At 41.9% G+C, this 18,112-nt stretch carries 14 protein-coding genes; 4 read left to right on the forward strand and 10 right to left on the reverse strand.

Annotated elements, in window-relative coordinates; translation table 11 throughout:
* Nucleotides 1-281 precede the first annotated feature (281 nt).
* A complete protein-coding gene (locus tag F895_RS02160) occupies nt 282-482 on the reverse strand; it encodes a hypothetical protein (RefSeq protein WP_005243940.1) in 201 nt (66 codons plus the stop codon).
* 131 nt (nt 483-613) lie between these two features.
* Between F895_RS02160 and F895_RS02155 the strand changes: the two genes are divergently transcribed.
* Entirely contained in the window at nt 614-2,074 is a 1,461-nt protein-coding gene (locus F895_RS02155; RefSeq protein ID WP_005243941.1) for a coniferyl aldehyde dehydrogenase, read from the forward strand.
* Nucleotides 2,075-2,135: 61 nt separating this feature from the next.
* Here the strand turns inward: F895_RS02155 and F895_RS02150 are convergent, their stop codons facing one another.
* From F895_RS02150 to F895_RS02140, 3 genes are read right to left on the reverse strand one after another with little or no spacing between them, the layout of a single operon-like run.
* Nucleotides 2,136-2,813 carry a DUF799 domain-containing protein gene (locus F895_RS02150; RefSeq protein ID WP_005243943.1) on the reverse strand — a complete coding sequence of 226 codons (678 nt, stop codon included), beginning with the start codon at nt 2,811-2,813 and terminating at the stop codon, nt 2,136-2,138.
* Nucleotides 2,810-3,178, reverse strand: a complete 369-nt coding sequence (locus F895_RS02145) for a DUF4810 domain-containing protein (protein ID WP_005243945.1) — start codon at nt 3,176-3,178, stop codon at nt 2,810-2,812. Before F895_RS02145 ends, F895_RS02150 begins: the two co-directional genes overlap by 4 nt.
* Nucleotides 3,179-3,194: 16 nt before the next feature.
* A complete protein-coding gene (locus tag F895_RS02140; protein WP_005243947.1) occupies nt 3,195-3,866 on the reverse strand; it encodes a CsgG/HfaB family protein in 672 nt (223 codons plus the stop codon).
* 587 nt (nt 3,867-4,453) lie between these two features.
* Between F895_RS02140 and F895_RS02135 the strand changes: the two genes are divergently transcribed.
* The gene (locus F895_RS02135; protein WP_005243948.1) at nt 4,454-6,079 is read left to right on the forward strand and encodes a long-chain fatty acid--CoA ligase; all 1,626 of its coding nucleotides are present in this window, start codon (nt 4,454-4,456) and stop codon (nt 6,077-6,079) included.
* Between the two features lie 29 nt (nt 6,080-6,108).
* On the opposite strand, the gene F895_RS02130 is transcribed toward F895_RS02135, so the two are convergent.
* Genes F895_RS02130 through kdpA form a run of 5 tightly spaced genes read right to left on the reverse strand, consistent with a single transcriptional unit; the run spans nt 6,109 to nt 13,827 of the window.
* Nucleotides 6,109-6,807 (reverse strand): response regulator, encoded by a 699-nt coding sequence (locus F895_RS02130; RefSeq protein ID WP_005243950.1) that lies wholly within the window; start codon nt 6,805-6,807, stop codon nt 6,109-6,111.
* A 10-nt stretch (nt 6,808-6,817) separates the two neighbouring features.
* A complete protein-coding gene (locus F895_RS02125; RefSeq protein ID WP_005243952.1) occupies nt 6,818-9,466 on the reverse strand; it encodes a sensor histidine kinase in 2,649 nt (882 codons plus the stop codon).
* 13 nt (nt 9,467-9,479) lie between these two features.
* On the reverse strand, nt 9,480-10,091 hold the full coding sequence (kdpC, locus tag F895_RS02120) for a potassium-transporting ATPase subunit KdpC (RefSeq protein WP_005243955.1): 612 nt from the start codon (nt 10,089-10,091) through the stop codon (nt 9,480-9,482).
* A 9-nt stretch (nt 10,092-10,100) separates the two neighbouring features.
* Nucleotides 10,101-12,113, reverse strand: a complete 2,013-nt coding sequence (kdpB, locus tag F895_RS02115; RefSeq protein WP_005243957.1) for a potassium-transporting ATPase subunit KdpB — start codon at nt 12,111-12,113, stop codon at nt 10,101-10,103.
* Between the two features lie 16 nt (nt 12,114-12,129).
* Nucleotides 12,130-13,827 (reverse strand): potassium-transporting ATPase subunit KdpA, encoded by a 1,698-nt coding sequence (gene kdpA, locus F895_RS02110; protein ID WP_010589830.1) that lies wholly within the window; start codon nt 13,825-13,827, stop codon nt 12,130-12,132.
* 490 nt (nt 13,828-14,317) lie between these two features.
* Here kdpA and F895_RS02105 point away from each other — a divergent pair, with 490 nt between their 5' ends.
* Together F895_RS02105 and F895_RS02100 are read left to right on the forward strand one after the other, a co-directional pair.
* Nucleotides 14,318-15,808 carry a long-chain fatty acid transporter gene (locus tag F895_RS02105; protein WP_005243962.1) on the forward strand — a complete coding sequence of 497 codons (1,491 nt, stop codon included), beginning with the start codon at nt 14,318-14,320 and terminating at the stop codon, nt 15,806-15,808.
* Nucleotides 15,809-16,060: 252 nt separating this feature from the next.
* A complete protein-coding gene (locus F895_RS02100) occupies nt 16,061-17,287 on the forward strand; it encodes an OmpP1/FadL family transporter (protein ID WP_005243964.1) in 1,227 nt (408 codons plus the stop codon).
* Nucleotides 17,288-17,362: 75 nt separating this feature from the next.
* Here F895_RS02100 and thrH read toward each other — a convergent pair whose 3' ends face one another.
* Nucleotides 17,363-17,980, reverse strand: a complete 618-nt coding sequence (gene thrH, locus F895_RS02095; protein WP_004652299.1) for a bifunctional phosphoserine phosphatase/homoserine phosphotransferase ThrH — start codon at nt 17,978-17,980, stop codon at nt 17,363-17,365.
* Nucleotides 17,981-18,112 lie beyond the last annotated feature (132 nt).

Genomic DNA, 18,112 nt, shown 5'->3' on the forward strand with positions numbered 1-18,112 from the left:
TTCTGGTGCTATCTAAAATTTACTGTTAGCTCACTTCGGTCTCCGTCAAGCACCGCTACACAGTTCATTTAGACACATCTAGTTGCTCTGCAATTTCTTGAGCTGTTAGAAAATATCCGGTTGCATGACATCTCCATCACACGCTACGAGACAGTGAAATACTTTTTGATATTTTTCAGCATAATTAGATACGGGGAAGGCTGTAATCGTTTTTTCCCTGAAATGAGGGCTTCTAACTCATTCAATCAAACTTTGCATTGAGCCAAACCAAAACTCACCGATCAATCACAGTTGCGCTTGTCTGTCAGCGCTTCATATGCAATGCCTGTCCCCTGCTGCTGCAACACCTCGGCTATGAAATCACCATGTTGCGGTATTTCATTGAATAAGCGGGTTATACCAAACAAAGTTACATTCAGATGCAATCCTGCCTGATTATATTGAGCTTTAATCACCGTATGCTTATCAGCATGTTTACGCATTTTTTCACCTCATCCCCTGAGTGATGATGCATAATGGCACGAAATTACTTTTTGTTGTCTCAATTGAATATCGACTACAAAACGCATTAATCATAAAGTCTCTTCTACTAATAAGCATGAAAGGAACAACAATGACACTTTCAACATCTCAACCATTCGGCGATTCAGCAACTGAACATATGCTTTCGGTTTTTAAACAACAACGCATCGCTTTTGATGCTCACCCCTATCCAGATCTCGATGACCGCCGCAGTAAGCTATTGCACATTAAAAAACAGATCATCCGTTATCAAGATGTCATTGCAAACGCCATTCATACTGACTTTAGTTCCCGCTCAGTTGATGAATCAAAATTACTCGATTTGCTCGGTTCAGTGCTCGCAGCAGAACATGCGATTCGCCATTTGAGACGTTGGATGCGTCCAAGCAAACGTCAGACTGAACTGCTCTTTTTATCCAACCGTTTACGTGTACAATACCAACCCAAAGGTGTGGTTGGAGTGATTGTGCCTTGGAACTTCCCTGTTTACTTGGCCTTAGGACCCTTAATTGCTGCCATTGCTGCGGGCAATCGTGTCATGATTAAACTGCCTGAAGTGACACCTGCCACCAATGCAGTGGTGAGACGTATGCTAGCTGAGATTTTCAGTGAAGATGAAGTCGCAGTTTTTGGTGAGGAAATTCTCGACCCTGCTCAATTTACCTCCTTGCCATTCAACCATATTGTATTCACAGGTTCACCTGCGATTGGCCGTGTGGTAATGCGCGCAGCGGCTGAAAACCTTACACCTGTAACACTAGAATTAGGCGGCAAATCTCCAGCTTTCGTCAGCCGAAATTATCCTTTGGCCGATGCCGCGAAACGTATATTACATGGTAAAGCAACCAACTGTGGTCAGATCTGTGTTGCACCTGACTATGCACTGGTACCTAAAGAAAAAGTGGATGAGTTCGTCGCAGAATGCCAATCCAATTTCACCCAGATGTATGGCAACAATATTCATCATAATAACAATTACACCTCGATTATCAGTGATCGTCATCTGAAGCGTTTACTTGAGATACTGGATGATGCACAGGCCAAAGGTGCTCAAATCATTGTTTGTGGTGAGTACGATCGAGCGCAAGATGCACGTCGTATGCCTGTACATATCGTGCTGAATTGCACAGCAGACATGCGTATTCTTAAAGAAGAGCTCTTTGGCCCCGTTTTACCTGTACTTGCTTATGACACACTGGATGATGCAATTGACTATATTCAGGCAGGTGAGCGTCCTTTGGCGTTGTACTGTTTCAGCCTTGATGCGCAGGAACGTGAGTACATCTTAAAACAAACCCATTCTGGTGGTGTGACCATCAATGACTGGGGCTGGCATGTGGTCAACCATGATGCGCCCTTTGGTGGGATCGGGAACTCAGGAATGGGGACTTATCATGGTGAAGAAGGCTTCCGTGAGCTTTCACATGCGAAAACCGTATTTGCGCGCCATCGTTTCTTCCCAACGCAACTATTCTATCCGCCTTATGGAACTTGGGTACAAAAGCTTACTTTACGTTTCTTCCTGAAACAGGGTGACCCAACGCTAAAATAAGCCATAAAAATAGAAAAGCCTCATTCAGAGGCTTTTCTATTTGATATCGATGATTAAAAAATCACTTTAGCATATCGTCCTGTTGGTATTTCGGTGAACGTGGTCCATAAAGCAAACCCAAACCAGGATTATGCTGTGTCGGTGTAAATAATTGGGTATTGACGATGCTTGCCAAAGGATAAGCACGATCATTTAGGCTCCCGGCAATTTGTTCCACCAATGCACCGACCAATGAGCTAAGCAAATCATTGTTGCCATTATTGCTGGATTGAACCGCTTTCTTTTCACCTGTCCAAAGGATTTGATTACTCTTCAAATCAACCAGTTTTGCTTCCACGCTCACGGTTGCAACACTTTGAATGACTTGATATTTAGAACCATATTCTTTAATTCGAATATAGAGCGCAGCATCCGCACCAAAAATTTCCTGTAATTTCTGTGGCGAAATGCTTTGCGCATCATGACCATTAGTCACACCGTTCTCTTTAAACATCGAATCAACCACAGAAATTGGAAAAACGTAATAACCTGCTTCAGCAACAGGTGTAACAACAGTTGGCCAATAACTATAAGTTGCTTTTACCTCTGGTGAATCATTGACTGGTGGTAACACCAGAATCGATTTCGGCATATGCTGCTTATATACCGTCATGTCTTTATTCACCGCAGGAGATGATGCGCAGCCTGTAAGTACTAAACCTGCAAGCAAAAGATTAGAAACTAAAAATGCCTTGATCATGGTTTTGCAATTCCTCCATTGGCATTCATTTTCTGCAACAAGCGATTCATCAATACAGTCGATTCAGGATACACTTGTCGTTCCAATTGGAAATACTCAACTGCTTTTTGCGCATTATTCTCTTGCAAAGATAACAAGCCCAGATGTGCATATAGCCCAGGTGGAACAGCGAGATTTTTCGCTTTGGCTTTTTCGATTTCCGCTTCTAGCTTGATGATTTGTGCATTGGGTGTGGCTTTTTCTGGTGCGTTATACATCAAATACGTCTGTTGTGTATAAGAGCCCCAACTATACAGAGGTTGAGGCCCAGTAGCACAACCAACCAGCCCGATGCTGATCAGACCGACGCAAACAATTTTTTTCATTTTACAGCGGCCTAGTTTATTGTGCAGTCCAACGATTATTCTGAATATCAGTGACCAAATTGTTGACGGCTTCACGTACCGCTAAGTCCAGTACCTTACCATTTAAGGTCGAGTCATAAGAGGCTGTAGAGCCAAAACCAAGTACTTCACGAGCACTGAGTGCGTATTCACCCGCACCTTGTACTGAATGAACAATTTCCGACGTTTTCACATCGACAATATTCAAATTCACTTTGGCATAAGCAATCTGTTGCTTACCACGGCCTAAAATACCGAATAATTGCTGATCACCCACTTCTTTACGGCCAAACTCAGATACATCACCTGTAATCACATAACGTGCACCTTTAATCGTTTGAGCCGTATTGCTATACCCCACTTCTTGCTTCAGTTCAGATAGGTTGTCACGATTTAAAACCGAGAAATAGCCCGTTTGCTGTAGATGGGTTTCTAAAATGGTTTTCGCCTGTCCACCAAGACGATCGACATTGTCAGAGAAGATACCTCGCATATAGCTAGAACGATTATCAAACTTACCAATCGAAACAGGTACTTTAACCCCGTTATATTTAATCTGTTGTACCGCTGCCGTTACTTGTGGACTCTGAATTGATTTTGATGTTTCTGTAGTTGAGCAGGCCATTAAACCTAAAGAACTGAATGCGGTAATCGCTAATAATTTTTTCATTTTGACTCGAATAAGACATTAAAAAGCTTAACCAGTATATACTAAAAAACAGAAAACTGCGCACAACAACCAACAAGCTAAACTATTATTAATTATAATAAAAATTTATTTTACAGCCTCAAAAATATTGCACATTATCAGCATCTGATTATCACTTAATCCACTGCAACAAGCTTGAATATGCAGTCATTTTTCTTGGTTTAATCCGATAAAATGATCATTAGCGTTTCCAACATATCCTTTTTTTAATTTTTTCTAAAATTTATGCATTCAAATTACCATAACCGTCTTTATGGCGTTGAAGCGAGTCAACAAGCTGAAACGTGTTGAATTATTCAGCCTTTGCATGATTAATATGAATAAAATTCGCTTTCATATTGACCACTATTTTTCTCAATGCTACTTTCATTTTGCTACGCATCAAGTTCTCACTGTACTCGAGGTGTGGTACATCTCTAGAGATATCACTCCTCATGAACTTGTCTTTTAAATATCATTTTATTTCAGTCATTCACCATAAATATTAAGACAGTGAACTTCAGGTTCACAGCAGCATTGACCGCACCAAGTAGTGAAAAGGATAAAAAATGTTTGGAAAAATGATACATCAGGATTTATTGATTAGTAACTTAATAGAGCATGCAGCAAAATATCACGCAGATACGGCCATTTTTTCACGTGAAATCGATGGCCAACTCAGCACTACGAATTGGAAACACATCCAGCAGAATAGTAAACGCTTAGCAAATGCTTTCAAGGCGTTTAATTTAAGCGAGGGTGATCGTATTGCCACAATCGCATGGAATAACCGCCGTCACCTAGAATCATGGTATGCCATTTCTGGATGCGGTTATGTTTGCCATACGATTAACCCTCGATTATTTCCAGAGCAGTTGACCTTTATTATTCATGATGCTCAAGATAAAGTTATTTTCTTCGACAGTACATTTTTACCATTAATCAGTGCGCTTGAGGATAAAATTCCTTCGGTTGAAAAATTGATCTGTTTAAGCGCCTATGATGAAAGCGTCGCTAACGCACTTCCAAACGTTATTTTTTATGATGAGTTAATTCAAGATCAATCCGTAGAATTTGATTGGCCGCAATTCAAGGAAGAAACACCGAGCTCCTTATGTTATACCTCGGGCACCACGGGGAATCCCAAAGGAGTCTTATATAGCCATCGTTCGACCTTACTGCATACAATGGCCATTGCACTCCCCGACTCTTTAAATATTTCTGCTCGAGATATTGTCATGCCTGTGGTTCCCATGTTCCATGTCAATGCATGGGGTATTCCCTATGCAGCAGCAATGGTCGGGAGTTCGCTCATTCTGCCTGGTCCAAATTTAGATGGGGATAGCCTCGTTCGTTTAATTGATGATTATAAAGTAACAGTGGCCTTGGGGGTTCCTACCATTTGGCAAGGCCTATTGCTTGCTGCCCAAAAAACAGGCAGCCGCTTGCAAAGTCTGCAGCGCAATGTTGTTGGTGGCGCAACCTGCCCACCGTCTATCATCCGTGAATTTAGAGACACTTATCATTGTGACACGATTCATGCATGGGGGATGTCAGAAATAAGTCCACTGGGCACAGCCAATCAACCCAAGGCAAAACATGAGACATTAAATACGGAGCAACTTGAGAAATTACGCCAAAGCCAAGGTCGTCCACCTTTTGGTATAGAATTACGTATTGTTGATGAAAAAACTATGACACCGCTCGCAAATGATGGGCAGACACAAGGAAATTTACAGGTTCGTGGCCCATGGGTGGTTGACCACTATTTCAATCAAGCAAAAAGCTCTCTGACTTCAGATGGTTGGTTTGATACAGGGGATATCGCAACCATTGATTCTGATGGTTACATGACCATCCGCGATCGCGCTAAAGATTTAATCAAATCAGGCGGTGAATGGATTTCATCTGTTGAAATAGAGAATATTGCCGTAGGCCACCCTGAAATTCGTATGGCTGCCGCAATTGCTGCACGCCACCCCAAATGGGATGAACGTCCAATTTTAATTGCGGTAAAACAAGAACATTCATCATTAACCGAACAAGACCTGCTGACCTATTTTGCCGATAAAATTGCCTCTTGGCAGATTCCAGATGCCGTCATTTTTGTTGATGCGCTCCCGATCAACGGTACCGGGAAAATTGTTAAGACAGAGCTACGCGCAGCATATGCTGATTTTTTACTAAACTCATAATGGCTCATTACAACGACAACATAGACTCATTATTCACCAAAGCGTAATCCAACTCCCGCAATGGTGAAAATATACTTGGGCGTCACTGCGGAATCCCCTATTTTAGTTCTGAGTTTTTTGACCAAGATTCTAAGATAGTGGGTATCCTCTTCATGGCTAATGCCCCATAACTCGGTCATGATTTGTTTTTGCGTCACAATCTTGCCTTGATGACGAATCAACAGGGCCAACAACTGAAATTCTTTTTTGGTTAAGGTAATGTCTTCACCAGCCAGTTTGGCCGCATGTTCAGCCACATCCACCCAAAGTTGTCCATCATTAAACACCAGATTGTGCTCAGACGGTTGTGGCTTATTGCGAAACATGACCCGAATTCGGGCACAGAGCTCCTGAATGCTAAAAGGCTTGGTCACATAATCATTGGCACCCGCATCCAAGAGCTGAATTTTCTGATTCTCATCTGGACGTGCTGAAAGCACAATCACAGGAATATCACTCCATTGCCGCAATTCAATCAGCACCTCCTGCCCATCCATATCAGGCAGCCCTAAATCCAGAATCAATAAATCAGCACCGCGTGATGCCAGAATTTCCAAGCCCTTCATTCCATTTTCAGCCACCTGTACCTGATAGCCTTGCGCACGTAGGGCAATGTCCAGAAATTTCCGAATTTGCGGCTCATCATCAATAATAAGAATCGATGCATGTGGATTCATTGTCTGTGGCATGAATATACTTTTAATCCTGATGAAGTGGTAATCGTATTCGAATTAAAGAGCCTTGACCATATGGCCCCACCAAAGCTTCAATACTGCCCATATGCGCCCCAATAATCGCTTTTACAATTGCAAGACCTAATCCCGTTCCCGTTTTACCTCGATCTCCACGCTGCATGGTATAAAACATGTCAAAGATCTGTTCACGTTCTTGTTCTGGAATACCCACACCCTGATCCACAATGTCGATTTGTAAGACATTTTCTACCTGCTGAATGTCGACCTCAATAGGCTTATCATCAGGTGAAAACTTTGCGGCATTTTCCAAGACATTGAAAATCGCTTGTTCAATCAAGGCAGGATGTACATACAACTGCGGGATGTTCTCTTGAATAGAGACATCAATGTTCAACTGAGGCTGATAGCGCTTTAACCGCTGTGTTGCCGATCCAATTAATTCATCCACACCAATCCAAGCACGACTCAAGGTTAAGCCCTGGTGTCCCAAACGGGTCATATCCAATAAATTTTGAATATAACGATCCAGACGCTCGCCCTCAACATGAATGGTATCCAGTAATTCATTCCGATCCGTTTCAGACATCTGTTCACCATAGTATTTCAGACTATCTGCTGAACCAATCATTGCTGCCAGTGGTGAACGCAGATCGTGGGATACAGAAGAGAGTAAGGCTGAACGCAATTTTTCTGTTTCAGCAACCACTCTGGAATTCTCCAGCTGTAAAGATAACTGCACCCGTGAGACCGTTTGTGCAATATCTTCAATCATCAATTCAGCCAAACGTTGTTGTTCAAAGTTTATGGGCATTGTATCTGGCTGAAATCGAATCGCAATCACACCATGCTCGCCCTCTAGGTTTAAGGGGTTAAACCACCATTCAGACTGAGTCAATGTATTGGTAAAACGTCCACAGGGTTTACCATTTTTTTGAGTCCAATCAGCAGCAATCTGATCTTTTTCATTTAAGCGCACATGATCATCCAGCATTTGCGTGCCAACCCTTAGCCAAACTGTTGCCTTCAAAGCACTTTCTACATGTTGTTTGGCAACATTTAAAACCTGTTCAATATCCACACAAACTGAAAGCTTTCGTTCCAACTCCTGTAGTTGCAATGAAACTGAATTTGCAGCACGCAAGCTCAGCACCTGAGCGCGTAACTGATTAGCCAACCGTCCGACCAACAGAGCAGAGACAATGAAAATAATAATGGTCATGACCCCACGTTCAGCACTGATTCGAAAGGTAAAGCGGGGTTCAATAAATAGATAGTTATACAGCAGGAAACAGATGAACACGCTAATGATAGTAATCAGCATCCTTGCACGCATCGCCACCACCAGCACAGTAACCACAAAAATTAAGGCCAGTTCACTATAACCAATGAAATGATCACTGACCGTCGCGGCGATTAGGCCCAACAACACAATCACGATACTTTCAACGAGCTCACGCGGATTAAAGGCCAGGCCCTGCTCTAACCAAGCACGATAAGAATGATCTACGTTGGGTACAGTGCTTTGATTTTTACTTTTTAATGGTTGCACAAAAGTAATCTCAAAAGGATGCTGTTTCTCTAATAACTGATCGGCAATATGATCTGAAAATAAGCGCTGCCATACTGATTTTTTAGCACTTTTCCCCAATAAAATATTGGATGCCCCATAGTCATAAGCCGCTTGTAAAATCGTAGAAGCAATATGATTGCTATATAGTAAATACGTATCGGCACCAAGTTTACGTGCCAAATTAAACGCTTTAGTCACGGCGAAAGTTTGCTTGTTTTCAATCTTGCTTTTTTGAATCGAGATGACACTCCATATCGCATTACGTCTTTCAGCAATACGGTGTGCACGTCGTACCAAATCTTCTGAAAACTCAGACCCATCAATCGCTAACATCACATGATTTTGAATGGGAATGATTTGTCCCTGTGCGACAAATTTTTCCCGATAATCCATTTCAACTTGCCCTGCCACCGTTTGAATCGCGAGATCACGCAAAGCAGTTAAATGTGCGGGTTTGAAAAATCCCTGTAAGGCATGCGGTGCAACATCCGCTAAATAAATCTTGCCGTGATTCATACGCTCTAACAGCTCAGGCACAGGCAGATCAACCAAGCGAATATCTTTCAAACGTTTGAGCAATGCATCCGGAACTGTTTCGCTAACGCGAATCCCTGTAATTTGATAGACCACATCATTGAGACTTTCCAGATGCTGAATATTTAAGGTGCTATAGACATCAATCCCTGCATCCAACAGTTCATTGACATCTTGCCAACGGTATTCATGCCGACTATTTGGCACATTACGATGTGCGAGTTCATCCACCAACACAATTTCAGGCTTTAATTTAAGGATTTGATCAAGATCCATCTCTTCCAGAGTACGACCCTGATAGTCCACGGCCTTTCTTGGAATCACATTCAGGCCTTGAATCAAACGCTCGGTATCAGATCGACCATGCGTTTCCACCACGCCTACCACCACATGAGAACCTTGCTGCATCAACTCATGTGCCCGTGTCAGCATGGCATAGGTTTTTCCCACACCTGGTGCCGCACCCAAGAAAATGGTTAAACGACCAGATTGCTCCCGTTGACTATGCGCCAACCATGCATCTGCTTTATTGTTTCGGTCGATCTGCATATCCTGTGCTCTATCAACGTTGGGTCGATGACAATTGATCTAATGCCAGATTCAATTTCAGCACATTAATCCGTGCTTGCCCATACAAACCTAATTGAACAGGTTGAATCTGTTGTTGTACTAAATTATGTAGCTGCTGCTCAGACAAATGACGCTGCTGTGCTACACGTTTTACCTGCAATAACGCACTTGCTGGTGAAATGTCTGGATCAATACCACTGCCTGATGCAGTAATCATTTCAAGTGGAACCTGCTGCCCAGAAATATGATTATTCTGAGCAAACTGCATTGTTCTTTCCTTAATCTGTTTTTGCAGTACTGGGTTTGAAATAGCCAGATTACTCCCAGCCATTGTATCCAATTGATAGTTGGATGCACTTGGACGCGCATGAAAATATTGCTCACTGACAAAGCTTTGTCCAGCTAAACTTGAACCGATAATCTTGCCATTAAGCTCAATTAAACTGCCATTGGCCTGTTTGGGAAAGAATAACTGTCCCAGCGCGACACCAGCACCACTATACAGCGCACCAGCAATTAAAAAGCCGACCAAAATCAGCCCTAAAGCAGGACGTAATAACGCGTGTGTATCTACAGACAATGGAAGATTTTCTAATGTATTCATTTTTCACTCCTAAATCCACAATGACACAACAAGGTCAATCAACTTGATCGCAATAAACGGAAAGATCACCCCACCCACACCATAAATCAGCATATTACGGCGTAATAATTGCAGAGCACTGGCAGGCTTAAACTGAACTCCTCTTAAGGCAAGTGGAATCAGCATTGGAATAATTAACGCATTAAAGATCAGCGCGGAAATTACAGCGCTGCTTGGACTACTTAAGCGCAAGATATTCAGTACATCCAGTTGAGGAATTGCCACAGCAAATAACGCAGGCAAAATCACAAAGTACTTGGAAACATCGTTAGCGAGAGAAAAAGTGGTTAATGCCCCACGCGTAATTAGCTGTTGTTTCCCGATTTCAACCACATCCAGTAATTTGGTTGGATCCGAATCCAAATCCACCATATTGCCCGCCTCTTTAGCTGCCTGAGTCCCAGAGTTCATGGCGAGGCCAATATCCGCTTGGGCTAAAGCAGGCGCATCATTGGTACCATCCCCCACCATCGCCACCAGCTTACCTGCTGCTTGTTCTTGACGAATACAGGCCAGTTTATCTTCGGGTTTGGCTTCGGCAATATAGTCATCTACTCCAGCTTCAGCCGCAATTGCTGCAGCGGTTAACGGGTTATCGCCTGTAACCATGATGGTTTTAATCCCCATTTCACGCAACAGCGCAAAACGTTCTTTAATGCCCTGCTTGATGACATCGGAGAGTTCAATCACACCGAGAATATTATGATTTGAGGCTACCACCAAAGGTGTTGCACCTTTAGAAGCCACTTGTTCGACGCGAGTCTTGAGTTCAAAGTTGTCCTGAATATTTTGCTCGGTAAATTTAAGAATGGCATCAACAGCACCTTTACGAATGCGTTGCCCAGTGGCCAAATCGACGCCAGACAGCCGTGTCGATGCACTAAACTGAATAAATTCTGCATCTTTCGGCTCTTGAATATGTTCCCCCAATTCTTTGCCTAGACTGACCACAGATTTCCCCTCAGGGGTTGGATCTGCAAAAGAGGTCAGCATAGCAGCTTGGCGCAACTCATTTGGACTCACACCTGCCAGTGGATAAAAGGCTGTGGCTTGGCGGTCACCATAGGTGATCGTTCCCGTTTTATCCAGCAGCAATACATCGATATCACCCGCAACCTCAACAGCCTTACCAGATTTAGCCAGAACATTGGCTTTTAAAGCACGGTTCATCCCTGCAATTCCAATTGCAGGTAACAAACCGCCAATTGTGGTTGGAATCAAGCACACCAACAGCGCAATTAATAAGACCAAGCTGATTTTGACACCGACCATTGCCCCAATAAATGGCAGGGTTGCCACCACCACAATAAAGGTGAGGGTCATGATATTCAGTAAAACACCCAGTGCAATTTCATTCGGTGTTTTTTGACGGTTAGCGCCTTCAACCAAAGCAATCATGCGATCCAAAAAGCTATGACCAGCTTCGTTACTAACACAAACTGTAATTTGATCGGATAGTACTTTGGTTCCACCAATCACCCCTGAACGATCCGTATTGGCTTCACGCAATACCGGTGCAGACTCCCCTGTGACCGCTGACTCATTGATGGTGGCAAAACCTTGAATGATTTCACCATCCGCAGGCACAATTTCCCCTGCTTTAACGATGACCAAATCACCTTTTTTTAATAGATTTGCAGAAACAATTTCCGGGAGTGCATCCAAATCAGCAACGCGGTTTGCAGTTAAATTCTCGCGCGCTTGACGCAATGAAGCCGCTTGTCCACGCCCTTTAGCTTCTGCAACAGCCTCTGCATAATTGGCAAATAATACGGTCACCAACAAGATACTGCTTAACACCAAGCCAAAAACCAGACTTGCATTCCCTATTATGGTTGCGATGAGGCTTAGGACAGTTCCGATCCAGACGCAGGCCATCACTGGATTTTTAAATGCATGTTGAGGTAACAGTTTATAAAAAGTCTGCTGGATAACTTCTTTATTCAAAATATCTAGCTGTTGTGTCGCATTTGAGTGTTTCATTGTATTTGCTCCACACTTAAACTTTTATTGATAAATAATCGGCAATTGGGCCAATCACCAACACTGGCATGAATTGCAATAAGGTCAGAATCAGTACGATGCCGATCAAAGTCAGTGCAAAGGTAGGAGATTCAATATGTAAAGAGCCTTTACTTTCAGTGGCTTGTGGTTTAGTTGCTAAACTGACGGCAATCAAAACAGGAATAATCAATACGCTATAACGCCCAGCTAATAACGCAATGCTCGTACTCAAATTCCACCAGAGTGTGTTATTACCCAACCCTGCAAAACCAGAACCGTTGTTGGCATAGGCTGAGACATACTCATAGAACACTTGGCTAATACCGTGAAAAGCTGGATTTGAGTTGGCTGTCAGGGATGGGAAAGCAATCGCGATTGCGGTCAATCCAAGAATCACCACGGGCTGTAATAAAATCACCAGTGCCAACAACTTAATTTCGGTAACTTCAATTTTTCGGCCGAACAGTTCAGGAGTACGTCCAGTCATCAAACCTGCAATGAAGACCGCTAAAAACAGATAAATAAAGAACTGTAATAGACCACAACCAATGCCTCCCCAGATGGCATTAATCAGCATATTGCAGAGTTCAACCAGTCCTGTCAGTGGAGATTCTGAGTCATGCATCATATTGACTGAGCCGTTATTCACTTGGGTGGTTAAGCTACCCCAAAGTGCAGAAGCCTCCACACCAAACCGGAACTCCTTGCCCTCCATCACAGCCAGATTTGGAGTTAAAGATGATTTTTCAGCCCATAGGGTCAATACAGTCGAAGCCAATGACATCAACAACATGGTGCCAAAAATCATCCACATTAATTTTTTACGCTGGATAAAACGTCCCACCATAAATACGACTGACAGTGGGATCAGTAAAATCGCAATCATCTCCATCACATTAGATAAAGGCGTTGGATTTTCCAAAGGCACACTGCTATTTGGGCCATACCACCCTCCACCATTACTGCCAAGCTGTTTAATCGCTACCATGGGTGCAACTGGACCAAGCGGAATATGTTGTGTTTTAACTTCTGTGGTCTGATCTAGAACTTGTGCTGTTGGCCCTGCAGACAATGTTGCAGGAACACCTTGAAAGGTCAAAAATACAGACAGGACAAGACCTAAAGGAATAAAGAATCGAAATAAAGGCCGAATGATATCCATCCAGTAATTACCCAGATTGATCTGGTTCCAACGCTTTTTATCGTTACTTTGCGCATGATTAGATTGTAAAAACATGGCTCTTAGCATTGCAGCCAATAATGCCAGTCCCATAATCGGAGACAGATACTGTAAACCGACAATCACTGTCATTTGCGATAGATAGGACAACTGAGCCTGTCCAGAATAATGTTGCTGATTGGTATTGGTCAAAAATGAAATGGTGGTATGTAAAGCCAAGTCCCAATTCATATTGGGAATATGATCTGGATTCAGTGGTAACCATGCCTGAGTCATTAAAATGATGACGCTTGCCCCAAGCAATAACAGGTTGCTGAGTAGAAATGCAGTGAGATATTGTCGCCAGTTCATTCCGACCTGCTTTACATTGAGAAATGCGTAGATTGGCTGCTCAATCCATTTAAACAAACAGTCACTTTTCATTGGTTTGGCTTGCATCACATCGGTAAGATAAATGCCAAGTGGATAAGCCAATAGCAATGAAACAATAAAGACAGAAATAAATTCCCACATAGCAAATGCCATTTAAAAAATAGGTCAGCTTTAGTATGGAAATGAGGGACGTAAATTCTCTATATTGAAAAAAGCGCGAGGCGTAAATTTTGCGTAAAATTATTCTAGACTGATCTGATCCGCTTAAAATTTTGCCTAAAAGGCATATGTGGAGAAATAAATCTCATTTTTTACAAAAAATCTTTGACCAAATAAAAAACATTATTTTGAAAAATGCAAAAAATAACGATTATTATTTGAGAAGAATAATTTATATTTATCATTATTTTACAAATAAAAACACATATGTATATAAATTTTTTAAGATTTATTTTTATCCAATTTCAACAAAACCAGCATACTGCATAGTTCATTTAGAACATTTACTCTTATTCTAATTATGGTATTTTTGTTACATGAAGTTATAGCCAATCACGATAGATAACTTTTTTGTTGTCAGATCATAGCTTCTTAACACTTAAGAATCTTGAAGTTCAAGGAAAGATTTACAATGAAATTAAAACATCTTAGCACTGCCATGATTTTAGCAACGCTGCCTGCAACTGGAGTTTTTGCAGCTGCGTTAGACCGTTCAGGTCAATCTATGTCTGCTTTTTTTCAGCCGGGTAACTATTTTGAAGCGGGTATTTCGGTTCTAGACCCAACAGTGAAAGGCCAAGAAGCTGGCACATCATCAACAACACGAAAAATTGGGGATATGGCGGATGACTATTATTTCCCTAGCGCAGCATTAAAATTACAACTGACTGACAACGTTTCTTTCGGTTTATTATACGACCAACCTTATGGTGCAAATGCTCAATATTCTGGAAACAACGTTTTTGTATCGAATCCTGGCTCTGATACTGTTCTACCTGTTGAAAAAACAAATGCTTTAGTACAAAAGAAAGTAACTGATTATTTAAGCTCTCCAACAGGCCAACAGCAAATTGCTGGACTTGTGCAAGGTGGTATGACCCCTGCTCAGGCTCAAGCAGCAGTCACTCAAGGCTTCTTAAATAGTGCACCAGTAAAAGCATTACAAAAAGGTCTTGCTGATGCAAATGCAGCTTTAGGCGAAGGTAATACTTCAGTAAAAGTAGATACGCAAAATATTTCTCTTGTTTTTGGCTATCAACCAGTTAAAAACATCAACCTGTATGCTGGTGGTGTTTACCAAACAGTTAAAGGTAATGTAAACCTACGTGGTACAGCTTATAGTATCTACAATGGCTATGATGCGAATATCAAAGAAACTGGCGGTGCTGGTTGGTTAGTCGGTGCAGCTTATCAAATTCCTGAGATTGCGCTTAAAGCATCTTTGACATATCGTTCAGAAATCGATCACAAAGTAAATATTAATGAAAATTTCTCTGTAACCTCTGCGTTGGTTAACAACCCAGCCGTGTTAGCAGGTTTACTGGGCATTACTCCTGCTCAAGCATTAGCTCAAGCACAAGCACTTGAAGAAGGCAGTGCGGGTAAAAAGACCAAAATTACAACGCCACAGTCTGTTAACTTAGATTTCCAAACAGGTATCATGGCGAATACAGTTGCGTTTGCAAACGTTCGCTGGGTCAACTGGAAAGACTTTGCAATCCAACCATACAAGTTCGGTTTATTGTCTCAACAAATCGGTGGTTTAGTTGGTCGTCCAAACGGTTTCAACTTAGTTGAATATTCTGATGATCAATGGTCTGTTAACGCAGGTGTTGGCCGTAAGCTAAGCGAACAATGGGCTGGTAACGTTTCTGTAGGTTGGGACTCTGGTGCAGGTAACCCTGTAACAACACTTGGTCCTACAGAAGGTTATTGGAACGTGGGTGTCGGTCTTCAATTTAGCCCGACGCCAGCAACCTTTATTGCTGCTGGCGTGAAATATTTCTGGTTAGGCGATGCTAAAGCACAAACTGGTGCTCAAGCAGGTGGAAATGAATATGTTGCAGAGTTTAAAGACAACAATGCAATCGCCTATGGCTTAAAAATGGGCTATCGCTTCTAATCCACAGTTTTCAATAAAAGGTCATCTTGGGATGGCCTTTTTTTATACAACTTTAATAAATAAAATCAAAATCATAACTAAATAAATCAGCAGTGATACAAAGTTTAAAACCATCAATAAAAACCGTGAATGCTCAAGTATTTTCAGTGACTTTACCGTTCATTTATTGACATTTGTAAATTATTTAAGCGAATAAAAACTATGTTACTTTTCGCGCCATTCTGTTACAAAGTGATTTGAGAGAACATATTAATGAAGCTGAATGCTATTCAAACGGCTCTTCTACTTAGCTTAGTTCCAACAACAACATTCGCCGCAGCACTGGATCGCTCAGGTCAATCAATTGCCGCTTTTTTACAGCCAAATAACTATTTTGAAGCAGGTATCACCGTTCTAGATCCGAGTGTTTCGGGTAAAGACACATCTAAAAATAATACAGGTGATATGGCCAATCACTATTACGCGCCCAATGCAGCCTTAAAAATTCAAGCCACAGAAAAACTTTCGATTGGTTTGATTTATGATCAGCCCTATGGCGCAGATGCAGAATACACGGGCAAAAGTAACTTTATCGAAAGCCGCCCTGTTCCATTTAAAGGCGGCACATCAGTTACAGTTGATACTGAAAACTTAAATCTGCTACTCGGTTATCAACCGAATCAAAACTGGAATATTTATGCGGGTGCGGTCTATCAAACCCTAGATAGTACCGTACTGTTACGTGGCAAAAGTTATAATGCCTACAGTGGTTATGACTTCAAAACAGGCAAAGATGAAGCAGTTGGCTGGTTAGCGGGTGTTGCTTATCAAATTCCTGAAATTGCACTCAAAGCTTCTTTGACTTACCGTGCAAAAATCAAGCATGAAATGAATGCTTATGAAAATCATGGTATTGCAGGCATGACTGGCAGTGCAGGTTTGGATGCAGTTCTAAATAAAATTAATCATTCAGAAGGTACAACTGAAATCACCACCCCACAATCGATCAACCTCGATTTCCAAACTGGAATTATGGAAAACACCGTTGCATTTGCCAATTTACGCTGGGTGAACTGGAAAGACTTCGCCATCCGTCCCTATAAATTTGGTGCGGCTTCAACCTTACCACCAATCGTTGCGGCAACAGGTAAAAAAGAGGGTTTTGATCTGGTTGCCTATACCGATGATCAATATTCAATTACAACAGGTATTGGTCGTAAATTTAACGACCAATGGGCAGGTAATCTATCCGTTGGTTGGGACTCTGGCGCAGGTAACCCAGTCACCACACTTGGGCCAACTGAAGGCTACTGGAATGTAGGGGTTGGTGTTCAATACAGCCCTGCTCCAAATTATTTTATCGCAGGTGGTGTGAAATACTTCTGGCTGGGCGATGCAAAAGCACAATCCGGTTCACAATTTAATACGCCTGGCTATGTCGCAGAGTTTGAAAATAACAATGCCATCGCCTATGGTCTAAAGATTGGTTATAAATTCTAAAAAATCTCTACCTACCCCTCTTTAATCAAGAGGGGCAGTTTCCTCCTTTAGTAAAGGAGGGTTAGAGAGGACGAGTTATTCTGGAATATCACGTTGCGATACCGAACGAATCGCCTGTTTAAGTGCTTCATAACCATGCAATGGCGGGAATTGAGGGAATTCTGCAATCACATTTGCTGGCGCATCGAACAGGAAACCATGATCTGCTTCACCTAGCATGGTGGTATCGTTATAAGAATCCCCAGCTGCAATCACGCGGAAATTCAAACCATGTAATGCTTTTACCGCCTGACGCTTTTGATCAGGTTGACGTAATTTATAAGCTGTGATCATGCCATTTTCATCGGTTTCAAGTTTATGACAGAAAATGGTTGGCCATCCCAATTGCTTCATCAATGGATGAGCAAACTCATAAAAAGTATCTGATAAAATAATCAGTTGGAAATGGGTACGTACCCACTCAACAAACTCTTTGGCTCCTTCAAAAGGGCCCATATCTGCAATCACTGCCTGAATATCATTTAAGCCCAAACCATGCTGTTTTAAGATATTCAGACGTTGTGTCATCAACACATCGTAATCCGGAATATCACGTGTGGTGGCTTCTAGTTCTTTAATCCCTGTTTTTTTTGCAAAGTTGATCCAGATTTCTGGAACTAAAACCCCTTCAAGATCTAGGCATACGATTTCCATGAATGCTTCCAATGTTGGTTAAAAATTGCTGTATCATAGCACTAAGATTATTCAATTTTTGTGCTGTTGTGGAATAAAATCACATATTCTGCAAGATTAAAATCTGACATAAGCAAACTGCTTTGCTTCGAA

It is taken from the genome of Acinetobacter sp. CIP 64.2, from assembly GCF_000369645.1.
In the GTDB taxonomy this organism is placed as follows: domain Bacteria; phylum Pseudomonadota; class Gammaproteobacteria; order Pseudomonadales; family Moraxellaceae; genus Acinetobacter.